19 protein-coding genes are annotated in these 17,720 nt (G+C 72.5%); 12 read left to right on the plus strand and 7 right to left on the minus strand.

The window, feature by feature from the left end:
• The first annotated feature begins 101 nt into the window (after nt 1-101).
• Nucleotides 102-755, plus strand: coding sequence for an RDD family protein (locus tag ACWC97_RS24680; RefSeq protein WP_450651596.1), 654 nt, complete (start codon nt 102-104; stop codon nt 753-755).
• Between the two features lie 340 nt (nt 756-1,095).
• Here ACWC97_RS24680 and ACWC97_RS24685 read toward each other — a convergent pair whose 3' ends face one another.
• Nucleotides 1,096-1,743: a hypothetical protein gene (locus tag ACWC97_RS24685; protein ID WP_450651597.1), complete on the minus strand. Its 648-nt coding sequence runs from the start codon at nt 1,741-1,743 to the stop codon at nt 1,096-1,098.
• Between ACWC97_RS24685 and ACWC97_RS24690 the strand changes: the two genes are divergently transcribed.
• Nucleotides 1,742-2,653, plus strand: a complete 912-nt coding sequence (locus ACWC97_RS24690) for a phosphatidylinositol-specific phospholipase C (RefSeq protein WP_450651599.1) — start codon at nt 1,742-1,744, stop codon at nt 2,651-2,653. The genes ACWC97_RS24685 and ACWC97_RS24690 overlap by 2 nt on opposite strands.
• Before the next feature lie 17 nt (nt 2,654-2,670).
• Here the strand turns inward: ACWC97_RS24690 and ACWC97_RS24695 are convergent, their stop codons facing one another.
• Nucleotides 2,671-4,629 carry a serine/threonine-protein kinase gene (locus ACWC97_RS24695; protein ID WP_450651601.1) on the minus strand — a complete coding sequence of 653 codons (1,959 nt, stop codon included), beginning with the start codon at nt 4,627-4,629 and terminating at the stop codon, nt 2,671-2,673.
• Between the two features lie 239 nt (nt 4,630-4,868).
• Here ACWC97_RS24695 and ACWC97_RS24700 point away from each other — a divergent pair, with 239 nt between their 5' ends.
• From ACWC97_RS24700 to ACWC97_RS24710, 3 genes are all read left to right on the plus strand, one after another.
• Entirely contained in the window at nt 4,869-5,459 is a 591-nt protein-coding gene (locus tag ACWC97_RS24700; protein ID WP_450651602.1) for a TetR/AcrR family transcriptional regulator, read from the plus strand.
• 97 nt (nt 5,460-5,556) lie between these two features.
• Nucleotides 5,557-6,066 (plus strand): DinB family protein, encoded by a 510-nt coding sequence (locus ACWC97_RS24705; protein WP_450651603.1) that lies wholly within the window; start codon nt 5,557-5,559, stop codon nt 6,064-6,066.
• A gap of 133 nt (nt 6,067-6,199) precedes the next feature.
• Nucleotides 6,200-6,517 (plus strand): helix-turn-helix domain-containing protein, encoded by a 318-nt coding sequence (locus ACWC97_RS24710; RefSeq protein ID WP_450651605.1) that lies wholly within the window; start codon nt 6,200-6,202, stop codon nt 6,515-6,517.
• 24 nt (nt 6,518-6,541) lie between these two features.
• On the opposite strand, the gene ACWC97_RS24715 is transcribed toward ACWC97_RS24710, so the two are convergent.
• The 5 genes from ACWC97_RS24715 to ACWC97_RS24735 all read right to left on the minus strand — a co-directional run bounded on the left by ACWC97_RS24715 (nt 6,542) and on the right by ACWC97_RS24735 (nt 11,901).
• On the minus strand, nt 6,542-7,972 hold the full coding sequence (locus tag ACWC97_RS24715; protein WP_352278943.1) for a sensor histidine kinase: 1,431 nt from the start codon (nt 7,970-7,972) through the stop codon (nt 6,542-6,544).
• Nucleotides 7,969-8,700 carry a response regulator transcription factor gene (locus ACWC97_RS24720; protein ID WP_392278372.1) on the minus strand — a complete coding sequence of 244 codons (732 nt, stop codon included), beginning with the start codon at nt 8,698-8,700 and terminating at the stop codon, nt 7,969-7,971. Before ACWC97_RS24720 ends, ACWC97_RS24715 begins: the two co-directional genes overlap by 4 nt.
• Before the next feature lie 110 nt (nt 8,701-8,810).
• Complete coding sequence (locus ACWC97_RS24725) at nt 8,811-9,908, minus strand: S1C family serine protease (RefSeq protein ID WP_352278946.1); 1,098 nt, start codon at nt 9,906-9,908, stop codon at nt 8,811-8,813.
• Nucleotides 9,909-10,008: 100 nt separating this feature from the next.
• Nucleotides 10,009-11,052, minus strand: coding sequence for a LacI family DNA-binding transcriptional regulator (locus ACWC97_RS24730; protein ID WP_352278947.1), 1,044 nt, complete (start codon nt 11,050-11,052; stop codon nt 10,009-10,011).
• 24 nt (nt 11,053-11,076) lie between these two features.
• Nucleotides 11,077-11,901, minus strand: a complete 825-nt coding sequence (locus ACWC97_RS24735) for a winged helix-turn-helix transcriptional regulator (RefSeq protein WP_352278949.1) — start codon at nt 11,899-11,901, stop codon at nt 11,077-11,079.
• 258 nt (nt 11,902-12,159) lie between these two features.
• Between ACWC97_RS24735 and ACWC97_RS24740 the strand changes: the two genes are divergently transcribed.
• The 7 genes from ACWC97_RS24740 to ACWC97_RS24770 all read left to right on the plus strand — a co-directional run bounded on the left by ACWC97_RS24740 (nt 12,160) and on the right by ACWC97_RS24770 (nt 17,560).
• Nucleotides 12,160-13,044 carry an alpha/beta hydrolase gene (locus tag ACWC97_RS24740; RefSeq protein WP_450651608.1) on the plus strand — a complete coding sequence of 295 codons (885 nt, stop codon included), beginning with the start codon at nt 12,160-12,162 and terminating at the stop codon, nt 13,042-13,044.
• A gap of 56 nt (nt 13,045-13,100) precedes the next feature.
• Complete coding sequence (locus ACWC97_RS24745; RefSeq protein ID WP_352278951.1) at nt 13,101-13,355, plus strand: MoaD/ThiS family protein; 255 nt, start codon at nt 13,101-13,103, stop codon at nt 13,353-13,355.
• 10 nt (nt 13,356-13,365) lie between these two features.
• Nucleotides 13,366-15,000 (plus strand): hypothetical protein, encoded by a 1,635-nt coding sequence (locus tag ACWC97_RS24750; RefSeq protein ID WP_450651610.1) that lies wholly within the window; start codon nt 13,366-13,368, stop codon nt 14,998-15,000.
• 171 nt (nt 15,001-15,171) lie between these two features.
• Complete coding sequence (locus ACWC97_RS24755; protein ID WP_450651612.1) at nt 15,172-15,861, plus strand: LmeA family phospholipid-binding protein; 690 nt, start codon at nt 15,172-15,174, stop codon at nt 15,859-15,861.
• 238 nt (nt 15,862-16,099) lie between these two features.
• Nucleotides 16,100-16,207, plus strand: coding sequence for a putative leader peptide (locus ACWC97_RS24760; RefSeq protein WP_350983699.1), 108 nt, complete (start codon nt 16,100-16,102; stop codon nt 16,205-16,207).
• Nucleotides 16,208-16,375: 168 nt separating this feature from the next.
• Entirely contained in the window at nt 16,376-17,221 is an 846-nt protein-coding gene (locus tag ACWC97_RS24765) for a sulfurtransferase (RefSeq protein ID WP_352278956.1), read from the plus strand.
• A gap of 51 nt (nt 17,222-17,272) precedes the next feature.
• Nucleotides 17,273-17,560 carry a DUF1416 domain-containing protein gene (locus ACWC97_RS24770; protein ID WP_030925040.1) on the plus strand — a complete coding sequence of 96 codons (288 nt, stop codon included), beginning with the start codon at nt 17,273-17,275 and terminating at the stop codon, nt 17,558-17,560.
• Nucleotides 17,561-17,720: the final 160 nt, after the last annotated feature.

Raw genomic sequence — 17,720 nt, forward strand, 5'->3', positions numbered from 1 at the left:
CATTAAAAAACGACCCCACCCCCGGGCAGCCAGACGGCAGCACAGCACTATCGTGTCATTCCTGCCCGCAGGCCGTGGCCTTGAACTCGGCCGTGGAGAGGATGACCGCCATTTCCTTTGTATTTCCCCGCGCAGCCTGTTTCCGTTCCATGGAGAGCACCTTGAGTTTCGGCGACCCGCATACCCCGTACGACCCGCAGAATTCACCTGCCCAGCCCGGATACCAGGCCCCGGCGTCGCAGAACATGCCCGGGCACGCGCCGTACGGGTACACGCCGTACGGGTATCCGCCGTACGGGGCGTATCCGCAGGGCGGGTACGGGGTGGGTGTGCCGCCGCTGGCGCATTGGGGGCGTCGGGTTGGCGCCTATCTGCTTGACGGGCTGATCATTCTCGGGCCGATGTACGGGATGGGGTTCATCGACCTGGCCCGCAGTGACGATCCGGCGACCGCGGAGCCCGGCGCGTTCTTCGCGGTCGGTGTCGTCTACACCCTGGTCATGGCGATATTCCAGCTCTACCGGGAAGGTTCGACCGGGCAGACGACCGGGAAGCGGGTCCTGGGCATCAGCCTGCGTCGTGAGGCCGATGGTGGCACGCTCGGCATGGGGATGGCGTTCGTGCGCAAGCTCGCGCACATCGTGGACAGCCTGCCCTGTTATATCGGCTGGTTCCTGCCGCTGTTCGACAGCAAGCGGCAGACGCTCGCCGACAAGTTGTGCCGCACTGTGGTCGTCAAGGTCAGCCACACCTGAAGCGCCCACGCGGACGGGCGGTGTGGTCACTCCCCACCGCCCGAGCAGCCGGGCGGCAGCGCCATCGCGTCATTCCCGCCCGCAGGCCGTGGCCTTGAACTCGGCCGTGGAGATGGTGACGGCCACTTCCTCGCTGACTCCTGTGGACCGCTGGTAGAAGTCCCTTCCAGGCGTGAGCCGTTCCAGGTCGGCCAGGGTGAAGGTGACGTGGCTCGCTGACCACGAGTTGTCCTTGGTCCACCCGTAGAGCCCGTAGGAGGTCCTGGGGGCGAGCGGGGCGAGCGGGGCGAGCGGGGTGAGGGGGCCGGTTGCGGTCCAGCCGGGGGCGGTGGTCGGAGCGTCAGCCCTCGTCGTTCAGGACGACGTCGTACGCGTCGTCGTAGTCGTGGTCCCTCAGCACGAGGGAAAGCGTGGACCGTTCGTCGGTGAAGCGGATGTCGACGGTGCTCTCCCGCTCGCCCTGGAAGAAGTCGGCCGTCGCCGGGTGTTGGGCGGGGCCGCTCCATCGGGCCGTCCAGCGTTTCGCGTCGGACTCGGGGTCGCCGACTGACGCCGCGAGCGCGGCCAGGCCGTCGGCGTCCCGGGCCTTGAGGCGGGCCAGGACCCGTTCCGTGACGGAGAGGCTGCCGGGGGTCGGGCGGCCGGTGACCTCCAGATCGAGTTCGTTGGTGCCGTTCCGGACGCGCTCGGGAGTCTTGTCCGTGTTCAGGGCATCGCAGCCGCCGAGGGCCAGGATCGCGGCTCCGGTCAGGGCGAGGGCTCTGGCGGCCCGCCCGGTGGTGTCGCGGTGCCGGGAGGTGGCGTTGATGTCGGCTCCTTGGCTGCGGGTTCGTCCACCGGACGGATCGGTAGGCCGGTAGATCGGCGGGAAGTAAGGGTAATCGGGTCTTTCGGGCGTCCGGGGCCGCCGTTGACGCTGTTCCCGATGTGACGTGTGCCGGTCATAATCTGACGGCTGACCCCACGGCAGACGGAGGAACGCCCGCATGAGCCCGTACCGCCCGCACGCCCCGCACACCGCCACCCGCCGCAACTTCCTGGCCGGAACCCTGGCCGCCACCGCCACCGTGCTGATCGGCGCGGGTTCCGCGCGCGCCGCCGACCGGCAGGCCCTCACCACCCAGGGGTGGATGGGCGCGATACCCGACGCGACCGCGCTGCGGGCCCTCACGATCCCCGGGTCGCACGACTCCGGCGCACGGTACGGCGGACCCTGGACCGAATGCCAGAACACCACGATCGCCGAACAGTTGGACAGCGGCATCCGCTTCCTCGACGTACGGTGCCGGATCACCGGCGGGTCGTTCGCGATCCACCACGGGGCCTCGTACCAGAACCTGATGTTCGGCGATGTGCTCGGCGCCTGCTGGGACTTCCTGGCGGCGCACCCCACCGAAACCGTGCTGATGCGGGTCAAGCAGGAGTACTCGGAGGAGAGCGACGCGGCGTTCCGGGCGGTCTTCGACGACTACCTCGACAACCGGGGCTGGCGCCCGCTGTTCCGTATCGGCTCCTCGCTGCCCTCGCTGGGGGAGGCGCGCGGCAAGGTCGTGCTCCTCGCCGACAACGGCGGCCTGCCCGGGGTCCGGTACGCGGACCCGGGACTCTTCGACATCCAGGACGACTACATGGCGGAGCCGTTCGCCAAGTACCCGAAGATCGAAGCCCAGTTCCGCAAGGCGGCCGGACAGCCCGGCAAGCTGTTCATGAACTACGTCAGCACGGCCGCCCTGCTGCCGCCCCGCTGGAACGCCGACCGGCTCAACCCGCAGGTGCACTCCTTCCTCGACGGCGCGGAAGCCTCCGGCTGGACCGGCCTCGGCATCGTCCCGCTGGACTTCCCGGCGACCCGACCGGGCCTGGTCGAGTCGTTGATCCGGCACAACCCGGGGGTCTGAGACGCCGACCGGCCGGATCAGCCCCGCTTGTAGAAGTAGCCGTCGCCGCTGGCGGGGCCGACGTTGTGCCGGATGCCGCCGGGGTTGAGGACGAAGAACGACGGGTCCTGCGACCGGTAGCAGTAGCCGGGGTTCGCGCCGACGAGCTGGAGGGCGCCGACGTTGACGCGGCTGCTCGTCGTAGAGGTCACCTTTCCCTCGTACGGGCAGTTGTTGAACGGGTAGTCGGTCAGCCGGACCACGCCCGAGCCGGAGATGGTGATGGTGCCGGGCTGTCCGGTGTTGTAGGTCTCGCCGTACTTCCAGGTGCCCACGAACGAGGAGGGAACCGAGCTTCCCCCGCCCGAGCCGCCCGATCCGCCCGAGCCGCCCGTGGAACCCCCGGAGGAGCCGCCCGAGCCGGAGGTGGAGCCCGAGGAGGACCCGGACCCGTCGCCGGATCCGCTGCCGGTTCCCGCGCCGGTTCCGCCGCTGCGTGACCCGCTGCTGGTGGAGCCGGAGGAACCCGAGCCTCCGCTCTGTCCGGTCGCGTTGCGGCCGTTCTCCCCGTCGTGCCCGTCGCGTCCGTCCTTGCCGTCGCGGGCCTTGCCGCTCTTGTCGTCGGAGGCGTGGGGACTCTTTCGGTCCCGGGGCGGGGTGGCGGACGGTGAGGAGGGCGGTGTTGTCGGGGAGGCCGTGCCCGTCGGGCCGGCGGAGGAGGCGGCGGGCGGGGACGCGTGGTCGTTCCGGTCGCTGCCGAACGGCTGCAGCACGGCCAGCGTCCCACCGCCCCCGCCCAGGATCAGGACCACGGGGACGGAAACGATCAGCGCCCGGCGCCGCCGCTCCCGCTTGGACTTCGCCTTCCGAGGTGACGGCGACGGTGACGGCGAGGGGGGCGGTGACGGCGGCTCCGGGGCGGCCGACGCCCCGGCGGGAGCGGTCGGATCGGGTCCGGGCGCCGACTCCGCTTCGGGGGCCGGTGGGCGGAGGGCGACCGTGCTCCGGTCCACCTGCTCCCGGCGCACCGGCGCGGCCTCCGCGTCCAGCAGCCGCGCGGACCGCCGCGCGAGGTGGCCGACCACCTCGGGCGGCAGCCACGATGCCGCGCCCGACGGGGGCTGTGGCCGGTCGGGATCCGCCAGCAGCTCGTCCACCGAGGGGCGTTGGTCGACCGATTTGGTCAGCAGCCGGCCGATCAGGGCGCGCAGCGACGCGTCGCGGACGCGGTCGAGGTCCGGCGCGCCCTCGACGATGCGGTACATCACCGCGTGCTGGTTGCTCGCCCCGCGGCCGAACGGGAGCGTGCCGGTCGCCGCGTAGGTCAGTACGCAACCCAGCGCGAACACATCGCTCTTCGGGCCCACGTCCTCCCCGAGGACCTGCTCCGGGGCCATGAACCCCGGTGAGCCGATCACCATCCCCGTACTGGTGAGCAGGGACTCGACCGAGGTTTCGACGGCGCGGGCGATGCCGAAGTCGATGACCTGGGGGCCCTCGGCCGTGAGCATCACGTTCGAGGGCTTGAGGTCGCGGTGGACGATGCGGGCCGCGTGGATGTCCTTCAGCGCGCGCAGGAGCCCGTCGGCGAGGGCGAGCACCGACGCGGTGGGCAGCGCGCCGTGGCCGCGTACGACCTGTTCCAGGGAGAGCCCGGGGACGTATCCGGTGGCGACCCAGGGGTACTCCTCGTCGGGGGCCGCGTCCAGTACGGGCGCGGTGTAGCGCGCGCCGACCCGCCTCGCCGCTTCGACCTCGCGCCGGAAACGGGCTCTGAACTGCGGGTCCGCCACGTGCTCGGCGTGCACCACCTTGACCGCGACCGTACGGCCGCCCTCCGACCGGGCGAGATAGACCCGGCCCATGCCGCCCGAGCCAAGCCTGCCCAGCAGCAGATAGGGCCCGATGCGGGCCGGATCGTTCGCGGCCAGCGGCTCTATGTCGCCGTCGAGACCGCCGCCACCGCCCCCGTGGTCGTCGTGATGCGCGCTGGTCATGTCCGAGCGTTCCCCCGTGTGTCCCGCGCCGTGGCCCCCGAGGCCGAGCCGGCCCGTCCGAAATGCCCTCGCCCCTAAGCCAGTTGGGGTGAGCGTGGTTCAGTCTGAGGTACCGAACGCGGTAATTGGAACTACTTCCGGAAATAATTTCGGAAACTTCACTAGGCTGTCCGGCCGGGACACCGTAGGAGGGGCCGACGAGACGTGAGGCCCTGGTTCCGGAAGCGAGGACGGCAACGATGAGCCCCAAGCAGCAACGCGGTGAGGCCACCGCCGCGCAGGTGCTCGACTGCGCGCTCGACCTCTACGAGGCCAGGGGCGAGGCCGGTCTCACGCTCGGCGCGATCACCTCGGCCAGCGGCGTCAGCGCGGGAAGCATCTACCACCATTTCGGCAGCCTCCAGGGCGTGGTGCTCGCCCTCGCGCAGTCCTGGCTGGGCCGGCTCCTCGACGAGTTGGGCGCGGCCCTGGAGGAGGTGGACGACGCCCGGGACGGGGTGCACGCGCTGGTGCGGGCCTATCTGCTCTTCGTCCGGCTCAACCCGGCCGCGGCCCGGCTCATGCACTCCGTCGCCGCCGACCGCGAGATCGACGCGCACGCCCGGCGGATACGGGGCGCGCAGGAAGCCCGGCTGGCCCCGATCGCGGGCTGGCTGCACGCCCGGCAGAGCTCGGGGGAGCTCGTGGACCTTCCCCTTCCCGTGCTGGAATCGCTGATCCTGGGGCCGGTCACGGCGGTCGCCCGCCGCTGGCTCTCCCTCGGGGACGTGGACCTGGCCGAGGTCGAGCGGGTCATGGCGGACCGCATCTGGCGTTCCGTCGGCCGGTAGCCGGGCGCGTCGGGCCCGGCCCCCGTAACTCCTCCCTCGGCGGTCCCGGGGCGGCGGATACTGATCAACGCCCTTACGGACGACGAGGAGTACGCCAGTGACCCACGACCATCGGACGGGCCCGCCCCACCTCGGCAGCGAGCGCGAGACACTGCGGGCCTTCCTCGACTACCACCGCGCGACCCTCGCCATGAAGTGCGAGGGGCTCACCGACGAGGAACTGCGGCAGCGGTCGATGCCGCCCTCCACGCTCTCCCTGCTCGGGCTGGTGCGGCACATGGCGGAGGTGGAACGGACGTGGTTCCGCCGGGCGTTCGAGGACAACGACGTGCCCCTGGTCTGGTCCGACGAGATGGACTTCCAGGCGGCGTACGACGCGAGCTCCTCGACGCGGGAGGAGGCGTTCGCCGCCTGGGAGACCGAGGTGGCGACGGCGCGCCGGATCGAGCGGGAGGCCGATTCGCTGGACCTGGTCGGGTACCAGCCGAGGTGGGGCGAGGAGGTCTCGCTGCGGATGGTGATGGTGCACGTGCTCCTGGAGTACGGGCGCCACAACGGGCACGCGGACTTCCTGCGCGAGGGCGTCGACGGGACCGTGGGGGCCTGAGGCGGGGCGTACCGGGAACACGGCGACACCCTGTTCCCCGTCCGCGCCCTGTTCACCCGCAGCTCCCGAACCCGCGATCACGGTTTCTTTCGAATTGCGCGAGTTTGGGGTCATCTACGAGGGAGAAAGAGCCATGCACAGCTCCGTCGAAGACCGGACCTTGTTGCCCGAGGTGGTGGTGCGGGCCCTGGCGGAGGGCAAGGCCGTGACGGCCACTCCGGTGAACACCACGCTGACCACGCAGGAGGCCGCCGACCTGCTGCGAGTCGGCCGACCGACGTTCGTCAAGATCCTCGACGAGGGCGGCATACCGTTTTCGAGGCCGGGGCGGCACCGCAGGGTGCTCCTGGCGGACGTTCTCGACTACAGGGAGAAGAGGCGCTCACGGCGTCGCCGAGGACTCGACGAGTTGGTCGGTCTTACCGAGGAAGCCGGCCTCTACGACAACTGATCTGCTGAAGCGAGCGGCCCCGCCTCACAGACCTGGTGGGGGTGTCGGGGCTCCCGGGAGGCGGATCGTGGCGAGGGTGCCGGGGCCGCCGTCCGGGGCCGGGCGGAGGGTGATCTCGCCGCCGGCCTGCTGGACCGTGCGGGCGACGATCGACAGGCCCAGGCCCGAGCCGGGGAGCTGGCGGGCGGACGGGGAGCGCCAGAAGCGTTCGAAGACGTGCGGGAGTTCGTCGGCGGGGATGCCGGGGCCCTGGTCCCGTACGGTCAGTTCGCCGTTGCGCAGGGCGATCTCGACGGTGCCCCGGGGCGGGCTGAACTTCACCGCGTTGTCCAGGACGTTGACCACCGCCCGCTCCAGCGCGGCGGGCTCGCCCCGTACGTACCAGGGGGCCAGGTCGGCCCGGAGGGTCAGTTCCGGGCCGCGCAGCCGGGCGCGTTCCAGGGCGGTGTCCGCGATGTCGTGCAGCGCGACGACCTGGAGCGGGCCGGGGGCCGGGGCGTCGGGGCGGGCCAGTTCCTGGAGGTCGCCGATGAGCGAGGCCAACTCGGTCATCTGCGCCTTCACCGAGGTCATCAGGGCTTTGCGGTCGTCGGGCGGGATGGCCCGGCCGGTGTCGTCGCTGCGGGCCAGGAGCTCGATGTTGGTGCGCAGCGACGTCAGCGGGGTGCGCAGCTCGTGGCCCGCGTCGGCGATGAGCTGGGCCTGGCGGTCGCGGGAGCTGGCCAGGGAGGCGGTCATCGAGTTGAAGGAGCGGGAGAGCCGGGCGATCTCGTCCTCGCCGTCGACCGGGATGCGGACGGTGAGGTCCTCGGTGCGGGCGACGTGCTCGACGGCGCCGGTGAGCCGGTCGACCGGGCGCAGGCCGGTGCGGGCCACCCAGAGCCCGGCCGCCCCGGCGCCGACGACCCCGATGCCGGAGACGACCAGGAGCATCCAGGCGAGCGAGGAGAGCGGGTCGTCGATCTCGCTCAGCGGGCGGGCCACCGAGACCGCGAGACCGCCCGTGACCAGCCCGGGCAGCGGGGTGCGGGTCTCGTACGGGTAGGTGTGCACCCGTACCTTGCCGCCGTTCCTGGTGGTGGCGGTGTGCAGGGCCTCGGGCTGTTCCCCGGCGGCGACGGCGGTGTCCGCGGCCGTCACCTCGATCGGGGAGGCACCGGCCGAGGTGCAGGTGCTGCCGGCCGCGGTGACCAGCTGCACGATGTACGACCCCTTGAACGGCGGGGGAGCGGCCTGGTCGGGGTGGGTGCAGGCGGCGAACAGGCTCCGTACGGTGTCGTCGCTGGCCGAGACGTTCCGCAGCGAGGTGTCCAGCTGGTTCTCCAGCTGTTCCCGGGTGACGAACCAGCAGGCCACCGCCACCGCCGCGACCGCCGCCGCGACCGCGCTCGCCACCAGCAGGGCCAGCCGGGAGCGGAGCGGCAGGGCCCGGAAACGGGACAGGGAGCCGGTCATCCGTCACCGCCGCCGGCGCGGAGCGCGTAGCCGACCCCGCGCACGGTGTGCACGAGGCGCGGCTCGCCGCCCGCCTCCGTCTTGCGGCGCAGATACATCACGTACACGTCCAGGGAGTTGGAGCTGGGCTCGAAGTCGAAGCCCCAGACGGCCTTGAGGATCTGTTCGCGGGTGAGGACCTGGCGCGGGTGGGCCAGGAACATCTCCAGCAGGGTGAACTCGGTACGGGTCAGCTCGACGCGGCGGTCGCCCCGGGTGACCTCGCGGGTGGCGAGGTTCATCCGGAGGTCGGCGAAGGCAAGCTCGTCGGGGTCGGAGGCAGTGGTGCCCGCCGGGGCCGCGTACGAGCTGCGGCGCAGCAGGGCGCGGATCCGGGCGAAGAGCTCGTCCAGCTCGAAGGGCTTGACCAGGTAGTCGTCGGCGCCCGCGTCGAGGCCGGTGACCCGGTCGCCGACGGTGTCGCGCGCGGTCAGCATCAGGATGGGGGTGGTGGTGCCGGCGGAGCGGAGCCGGCGGGCGGCGGTCAGGCCGTCCATCCGGGGCATCTGGATGTCGAGGACGATGAGGTCGGGGGCGTAGGCCTCGGCCCTGGCCAGCGCGTCGAGACCGTCGACGGCGACCTCGGTTCCGTAGCCCTCGAACGCGAGGCTGCGTTGCAGGGCCTCGCGCACGGCGGGTTCGTCGTCGACGATCAGGATGCGCTGCGGGGCGTCCTCGGCGGGGCTCATCGGTCGTGGTCCTCTTCCCCGGTCGGTCCGGTTATCTCGTTGGCGTACGGCGGTGCCTTCCGGATCTCAGCCTTGCACGCCCGGGGGCCGGGCCCCGCACGGCCGGGCCCTCAGGAGCTGCCGCCGGAGCGCAGGGAGGCCAGGTCGGCCTTGAGGGTGTTCACCGGGATGGCGAAGCCGAGCCCGACGCTGCCGGCGCTCGAACTGTCCGAGCCGCCGGACGAACTCGCCGAGTACATGGCGGAGTTGATGCCGATGATCTCGCCGTTCATGTTGATGAGGGCGCCGCCGGAGTTGCCGGGGTTGAGGGAGGCGTCGGTCTGGATCGCCTTGTACGTGGTGGTCGACTCGCCGGTGTCGCCGTTGAACTGGCGGCCGCCGAACTCGAACGGCCACTGCCCGCCGCCGAGCCCGCCCTGGCCCTGGCCCTGCCCCTGGTTCTGGCCGCTGCCGTCCTCCTTGGCGACGGTGACATCGCGGTCGAGGGCGGAGACGATGCCGCTGGTGACGGTGCCGGTGAGGCCCTCGGGGGAGCCGATCGCGACGACCTGGTCGCCGACCGCGACCGCCGAGGAGTCGCCCAGCGTGGCCGTCTTGAGCCCGCTCGCGCCCTGGAGCTTGATCAGGGCGAGGTCCTTGGCGGGGTCGGTGCCGACGACCTTCGCGGTGTACGTGCGGCCGGTGCTGAGCTGCACCTTGACCGACGAGGCGCCGGAGATGACGTGGTTGTTGGTGACGATCTCGCCGTCGGAGGTGATGACCACGCCGGAGCCCGTGGACTCGCCCGCCGTCGACGTCGCGTTGATCTCGACGATCATCGGGGAGACGGCCTTGGCGACACCGGCGACGGTGCCCTTGCTGCTCTGCGAGACGGTGGTGCCGGGGACGACACCGGCGGCGGAGCCGGTGTCGCCGCCGCGGCCGGTGAGCTCGCCGACGAGGACGGCGGTGCCGCCGCCGACGACCCCCGCCGCGATGGCCACCGCCGCGAGGAGGGCCACCGGGCGCCTGGCCCGCTCGCGGTGCCGGGGCGCGGCCGGCCCGGGCGGGGGCCACGCGGCCGATCCCGGCTCCTGGTGCGAGGCGTCCGGGGCGTGTGCGGAGGGCTGCACGGGCGGGTATGACGGCGGCGGCGGGTAGGCCGCGTCGCCGTTGCCGTACGAGGGGTACATCGGGTACTCGCCGCTCGGGCGCTGGCTCTCTGTCATGACTACGAGCGTGTCCGCCGAAGATGAGAGGAGCCTGAGTCCGCCCTGAGAAGCCCGGCAGAACCGCGTATGCCCGATGTAAGGAGCGGGCCGCCGGGGCCTACCTCGGGCCCAGGGCCGGTTCCCCGCAGCCGCAGGAGCGCCGTACCACCAGCGCGGACGGGAACTGCTTCAGCCGCTCCCGGCGCGACCCCGACACCCGCAGCGAGTCGTCGAGCACCAGGTCCACCGCGGCCCGCGCCATCGCCGGGCGGTCCGAGGAGACCGTGGTCAGCGGCGGATCGGTCAGCCCGGCTTCCTTCACGTCGTCGAAGCCCGCCACCGCGAGCTCCCCCGGCACGTCGATCCGCAGCTCGCGGGCGGCCCGCAGCACGCCGATGGCCTGGTCGTCCGTGGAGCAGAAGATGGCCGGCGGCCGGTCCGGCCCGGCGAGCAGCTCCAGCGCCACCTTGTAGGCGTCGTAGCGGTTGTACGGGGCCTGGAAGAGCCGGCCCTCCGTCGACCGCCCGGACTCCTGCATCGCCCGGCGCCAGCCCTCGACGTGGTCGGCGACCGGGTCGCCGACCGCCGGGGTGGACTCCACGCCGCCGAAGCACGCCACGTACGCGTTGCCGTGCTCCAGCAGATGACGGGTGGCGAGCTGGGCGCCGCCCACGTCGTCGGTGACGACCGCGACGTCCTCGATCGCCTCCGGCCGCTCGTGCAGCAGCACCACCCGCGCGTCCCACGCCTCGATCTCGGCCGCGGCCCGCTCGCTGGGGCCCTGGCTGACCAGGATCAGGCCGGAGACCCGCATGCCGAGGAAGGCCCGCAAATAGTGGACCTCGCGTTCGTCGCGGTAGTCGGAGTTGCCGACCAGCACCATCTTCCCGCGCTCGGCGGCGGCCTGTTCGACCGCGTGCGCCATCTCCGCGAAGAACGGCTGCCGGGCGTCCGGCACGATCATCCCTATTAGGTCGGTGCGCCGCGAGGCCATCGCCTGGGCGACCCGGTCCGGCCGGTAACCCAGCTCCTTGATGGCGGCGAGCACCCGCTCGCGCGTGGCCGGGGCGACCGGCCTCGGTCCGTTGTTGATGACGTAGCTGACGACCGCGGTCGACGTCCCCGCCAGTCTCGCCACATCGTCCCGCGTCACCTTGGCCACGCGCGGCAGTCTACGCGGATATACCTACCGTCCGGCAGGGCGGACCGGGGCTTCTTCCCGCGCCCCGGCACCGACCGGCTGCTCCGAACGGGCCACCTCCGAAGGGGTCGCCGCCCCGGAGTCCCGCGCCGGGGCGGCCCTGCCCCTGCCCTTGGCCTCCTCGGCGGTGCGCTCCGCCTTCTCGGGCACCACGAAGCGGTAGCCCACGTTGCGGACCGTCCCGATCAGCGACTCGTGCTCCGGGCCGAGCTTGGCCCGCAGCCGCCGTACGTGGACGTCGACGGTGCGCGTGCCGCCGAAGTAGTCGTAGCCCCAGACCTCCTGGAGCAGTTGCGCGCGGGTGAAGACCCGGCCCGGGTGCTGTGCCAGGTACTTGAGCAGTTCGAACTCCTTGAAGGTCAGGTCCAGGACCCGCCCCTTCAGCTTCGCGCTGTACGTGGCCTCGTCGACCGAGAGGTCCCCGTTGCGGATCTCCATCGGGGAGTCGTCGGAGGCGAGCTGCTGTCGCCCGGTGGCCAGCCGCAGCCGGGCCTCGACCTCGGCCGGTCCCGCCGTGTCCAGCAGCACGTCGTCGATGCCCCAGTCGGCGGTGACGGCGGCGAGCCCGCCCTCCGTCACCACGAGGACCAGCGGGCAGCCCGGCCCGGTGGACCGCAGCAACTGGCAGAGCGAACGCACCTGGGGGAGGTCGCGGCGGCCGTCTATCAGGATGACGTCGGCACCGGGGGTGTCGACGAGCGCGGGGCCCTCGGCGGGCGCCACCCGCACGCTGTGCAGCAGCAGGCCGAGCGCGGGGAGCACCTCCGTCGACGGTTGGAGCGCGTTGGTGAGAAGCAGCAGTGAACTCATCGACGCCCACCTGCCCGGGGCGTCGGTCGATGATGGTGTGCGGTTCGCTCGCCCATGACGTCGGTCCTCCTCGTTCCCTGCGAGAGGGGCACTCCCGGGCCGGACCCGGGGGAGTATGCGGCACTTCTTCGTACGGTTCGTCGTGCGGGTTCCGATGGATGCTGAGTTTGTGGAAACGTCGCCGTAACAACGTCCGGAACGCACAAAAGGACCCGGGGGCTGCTTTGCCCGGATCCTCTTCCCAGCACAATAGCCCACATGACTTCTGTGTCCGAGGGGTCGATCGGGCGTTCTTCTGTTCCCTCGATCACGCCCGCTCTCCCGCGTACGGCCCCGGACGCCACCGCGCGTACGGCGCCGAGGGCCGCTCTGCGGACGCTTCTGCGCACCGACGACGGGGTGCGGATCGAGGCGATGTACGAGCCGGGGGCATCCTTCGACGGTACTGCGGACGGGGCGGGCGCCGGGACTGTGATCGTGGTCGCGCACGGGTTCACCGGATCGGTGGACCGGCCCGCGGTGCGGCGGGCGGCCGGGGTGTTCGCGGGGCGGGCGGCGGCCGTGGTGACCTTCTCGTTCCGGGGGCACGGCCGGTCCGGCGGGCGGTCCACGGTCGGCGACCGCGAGGTGCGGGACCTGGCGGCGGCGGTGGCGTGGGCCCGGTCGCTCGGGCACCGCCGGGTGGTGACGGTGGGCTTCTCGATGGGCGGCTCGGTGGTGCTGCGCCACGGTGCGCTCTACGCGGGGCGGCCGGCGGAGGGCGCGGACGCGGTGGTGGCGGTGAGCGCCCCGGCGCGCTGGTTCTACCGGGGTACGGCGCCGATGCGCCGGGTGCACTGGCTGGTCACCCGCCCGACGGGCCGGCTGGCCGGCCGGTACGGTCTGCGCACCCGGATAGCCCGGGGGCCGTGGGACCCGGTGCCGATGCCCCCGGTCGAGGCCGCCCGGCTGATCGCCCCGGCGCCGCTGCTGATCGTGCACGGCGACCGCGACGCGTACTTCCCGCTGGACCACCCGCGCTCGCTGGCCGCCGCGGCGGGCGAGGCCGCCGAACTCTGGCTGGAACCCGGCATGGGCCACGCCGAGAACGCCGCGGACGAGAACCTGCTCACCCGGATCGCCGACTGGGCGGTCACGGCGTGACCCATGATGGACAGCCGACCGGAGACGGGACGGCACGAGACGAGAGGAGCGGTGCCATGTCCACGGTGACGATCCGCTACTGGGCCGCCGCCAAGGCCGCGGCCGGAATCGCGGAGGAGCCGTGCACGGCTCGGACCCTGGCCGAGGCGCTCGACACGGTGCGTCAACGGCACCCCGGAGAGCTCACCCGAGTGCTTCAGCGGTGCTCGTTCCTCATCGACGGTGACCCCGTGGGCACCCGTGGCCATGAGACCGTACGCCTTGCCGAGGGCGGCACGGTCGAGGTGCTCCCGCCGTTCGCAGGAGGATGAACCGCAGAACATGAGCAGCAACGATCAGCAGCACCCCTACGGCCAGGACCCCGGCTACGGGCACACTCCCGGCCCCGGCCCCGGTCCAGGCCCCGGCCCCGGTCCCGGTTCCGCTCCCGGCCACGACCCGGCGTACGGCACGCAGCAGCCGCATGCCGGTCAGCCGCACGGCGACCAGTCGTACGGCGGTCAGCCGCATGCCGGCCAGCCGCTCGGTCAGCCGTACGGGGACCAGTCGTACGGCGGTCAGTCCTACGGCGGTCAGTCGTACGGGTCTGACGCGTACGGAACCGCCCCGCAGGGGCAGCAGCAGGCCCAGGCCCAGGCCCAGGCCCAGGCCCAGGGGCAGGGGCAGGGGCAGTCCTGGCCGGGCGGGTACCCGCAGGAACCGGCCACCGCCCAGGCCGCCCCGGACCCCGCCGTCGCGCAGACCTGGGAGGGGCAGACCTGGGACACCCAGTACCAGCCGGTCATCCAGCGCCCCCAGCCGGCCGCCGCGCCCCCGCAGCACGCCGAGCCGACCCAGTACCTCCAGCCGGTCCAGCCCGCGCAGCAGTCCCCGTACCCGCAGCAGCCCCAGCCGGACCCGCAAGCCCACCAGGCCCACCAGGCCCACCAGGCCCAGCACCCGCACCATCAGCAGCATCCTCAGGCGCACCAGGCACCGCAGGCCCAGCACCCGCAGCCCGCCCCGGACGCCGCCGAGACCGCCTACCTGCCGCCGGTGCCGCCCCAAGGAGCCTCGGGCTCGTACCCGCTGCCGCCCGAGGTGCCGGTCGCGCAGCCGGTCGCCGGGCCCGCCACCGGGTCCGCCGACGCCGGTCCCGCTCCCGCCCCCGCGCTCGACGCGGACGGGTACAGCGCGCCCACCACCGTGGGCAACAGCCGGATCACCGACGCCCAGCGGGCCCGCGCCGAGGGCCGCTCGCCGATCATCGCGCCGGGGATACAGCCCGCCGCGATCACCGCCGCGCTCGGGCTGCTGATCGCCCTGGGCGCCGCGATCGGCTCGTACGCCCTGGTCGTGCCGCTGGTGCTGCTCCAGGCGCTGACCGCCGCCGGATGGTTCCGGCTCAACGGCATGTGGCCGGCCCGGCAGGGCATCGCGCTCGCCTTCGCGGGCGGCCTCGTCGCCGACGTGGCGCTGCTCGCCGCGGGCCGGGAGAACGGCCCGGCCGCCCTTCTGGGCACCCTCGGCGTCTGGGTGCTGCTCACCCTGGTCCTCCAACTGCGCAGCCGGGCGAGCGCCGACGAGCGGATGCAGGGGCTGATGGCCACCCTCGCCTCGGCGGCCCTGACGGTCCTGGCCGGCGGCCATATCGCGGCGGTCCCGGACGCGGTGGTGGCCGGTGCGGTCGCGGTCGCGGTCGCGGCGCTGGTCCGTGCGCTGCCGTTGCCGGGTCCGGTCTCCGTCGTGGCCGCGCTGCTCGTCGCGGCGGCCGGTGGTGCCGCGGGCGGCGCCCTCACCGACCTGGGTACCAAGGGCGTGCTGATCGGCCTGGTGGCGGGCGGCTGCGCGCTGATCGGGCTGCGGGTGGCGAGCTACGACTACCCGTCGCGCTTCGTCCACATGACCGCCGGGGTGGCCCTGCCGCTCACCGCCGCGGCGCCCGCCGTCTACCTGATCGGCCGCCTGGTCGCGTAACGGCCGACCCGCTCCCGCCTCCGTCGCCCCGCCCGGTTTCCCGTCCAGGGAACCGGGCGGGGGTCTATGCTCGTCGATCTTCTGGGGCGCCACGCACGAGCCGTGCACAACCTGTGGACGGCGTGGGCGTCTCCGGGCCGGGCCGGACTGCGGGTGGGGGAGAGAGCGGGCATGCGCGCACTGCGAATACTGCTGGTCGTCGTGGTGATCCTGGGGGGCGTCTTCGTCGCCGCCGACCGGGCGGCGGTGTACTTCGCGGAGTCGGAGGCCGCCGGACGGATCAAGATCACCGGGGCCACGATCGGCTCGGCGGACGTCTCCATCAAGGGCTTCCCCTTCCTCACCCAGGCCGCCGACAGCCGCTTCGACGAGGTCGACGTGCGGATCACCGGCATCGAGACCGACGCCAACGGCCGCCGCCTGCGGATCAGCCGGATGGAGGCGGCCCTGCACGACGTGCGGCTGACCGACAACTACACCGCCGCCACCGCCACCCGCGCCACCGGCACCGCCGTCGTCTCCTACGAGGACCTCACCAAGGCCGCCAGCGACGGGGTCGTCGTCGAGTACGGCGGCAACGGCAAGGTGAAGGTCACCGGAACGGTCGACATCCTCGGCCGCCCGCTCTCGCGCAGCGTGCTCTCCAGTGTCACGCTGGTCGACGGCGACACCGTCCGGGTCCGCGCCGACAAGGTGCCGGGCGAGGGCATCCCCGGGCTGGAGGGGCTGGTGCGCGGCAAGACCGACTTCGACCGGGGGGTCGGCGGCCTGCCCAGCGGCCTGAAGCTCCAGCGGATCCAGCCCACGGCGGACGGCCTGGAGATCTCGGTGACCGGCACCGAGGTACGGCTCGCGGGCTGAACCCGCCCACCGCTCGCGGGCGGATCGCGCCCGTCCGGGCCGCGCGCCGTCCACCACCCCCTCGCACCACATAGTGAGACGCGCGCGTCCGGTCCGTAGATGGCCGCCCCGCAGAGGCGTCGCCCGGCCGCTCCGTGAGGGGCGTCGGGCCCTTTCGCGTCCCGCGATGCGGACGATCGTGTATCAGGATTCGATACGGCGGTGACATGGCCGCCCGGACCTCCCTACGATCGGTTCCATGCAGTGCTCTATTGGCGGGCTCCCTCAGCGGGGCCGGGCGGATCTCACGAAGCGGCGGGCAGTGGACCTGTGCCGCGTCGCCGCCATGCTCTGTCGCACTGTCTGAGCGGGCGCTCCGGCACCCCGCGCTCCCGGCCCTTCCGACCGAAGTCGGGGCCCCTTTCCGATCGCCGTCGCACGGGCGCCGCACGCCGCACGGCCGTGCCCGGCATCGCACCCGCACCCCGCACCGTCCCGCATCATCTCGCCGCAGACTGCCCCGGAGGAGAACAGCATGAGCCGCAGTGACGTCCTGGTAGACGCCGACTGGGTCGAGGCCCACCTCGACGACCCGCAGGTCGCCCTCGTCGAGGTCGACGAGGACACCTCGGCCTACGAGAAGAACCACATCAAGAACGCGATCCGGATCGACTGGACCAAGGACCTCCAGGACCCGGTCCGCCGCGACTTCATCGACCAGGCCGGCTTCGAGAAGCTGCTGTCGGAGAAGGGCATCGCCAACGACACCACGGTCGTGCTGTACGGCGGCAACAACAACTGGTTCGCGTCCTACGCGTTCTGGTACTTCAAGCTCTACGGCCACCAGGACGTCCGGCTGCTCGACGGCGGCCGCAAGAAGTGGGAGCTCGACTCCCGCGACCTGGTCGACGGCGACCAGATCCCGTCCCGCCCGGCCACCCAGTACAAGGCCCAGCCGCAGGACGAGTCGATCCGCGCCTACCGCGACGACGTCGTGAACGCGATCGGCAACAAGAACCTGGTCGACGTCCGGTCGCCCGACGAGTTCAGCGGCAAGCTCCTCGCCCCGGCGCACCTCCCGCAGGAGCAGTCCCAGCGCCCCGGCCACGTGCCGAGCGCCCGCAACATCCCGTGGTCGAAGAACGCCAACGACGACGGCACCTTCAAGTCGGACGAGGAGCTCAAGGCGCTCTACGAGTCCGAGCAGGTCGACCTCGCGAAGGACACCATCGCGTACTGCCGGATCGGCGAGCGCTCCGCGCTCACCTGGTTCGTCCTGCACGAGCTGCTCGGCCAGGAGAACGTCAAGAACTACGACGGTTCGTGGACCGAGTACGGCTCGCTCGTCGGCGTGCCGATCGAGCTCGGCGCCAACAAGTAACTCCGCGCGACCCGGACCAGCACGAACCCCGACCCGAAGGACGAAAATCCCATGTGTGGAGCGAAGGCCGGCGGCCCCGACGCCTCGACCATCAAGCCCGGTGAGACCACCATCCAGGGCAGCGTGACCCGCGACGGCGAGCCCGTCACCGGCTACGTGCGCCTGCTCGACTCGACCGGCGAGTTCACCGCCGAGGTCCCGACCTCGGCCACCGGACAGTTCCGTTTCTACGCGGCCGAGGGCACCTGGACGGTACGCGCCCTGGTCCCCGGCGGCAGCGCCGACCGCACCGTGGTCGCGCAGACCGGCGGCCTCTCCGAGGTGGCCATCGCCGTCTAGTACGGACACCGCCCCGTACGGACACCGTTCCGTACGGGCCATGAACGGCCGAGGGGCCGTACCCCAGGGGGTTGGACGCCTTCCTGATCCGGGGTACGGCCCCTCGCGCTGCACGCACCGCCCCCGGCGCACTGCCACCGGGGGCGGCCGGGCCTACTCT

The organism is Streptomyces sp. NPDC001108, assembly GCF_053598535.1.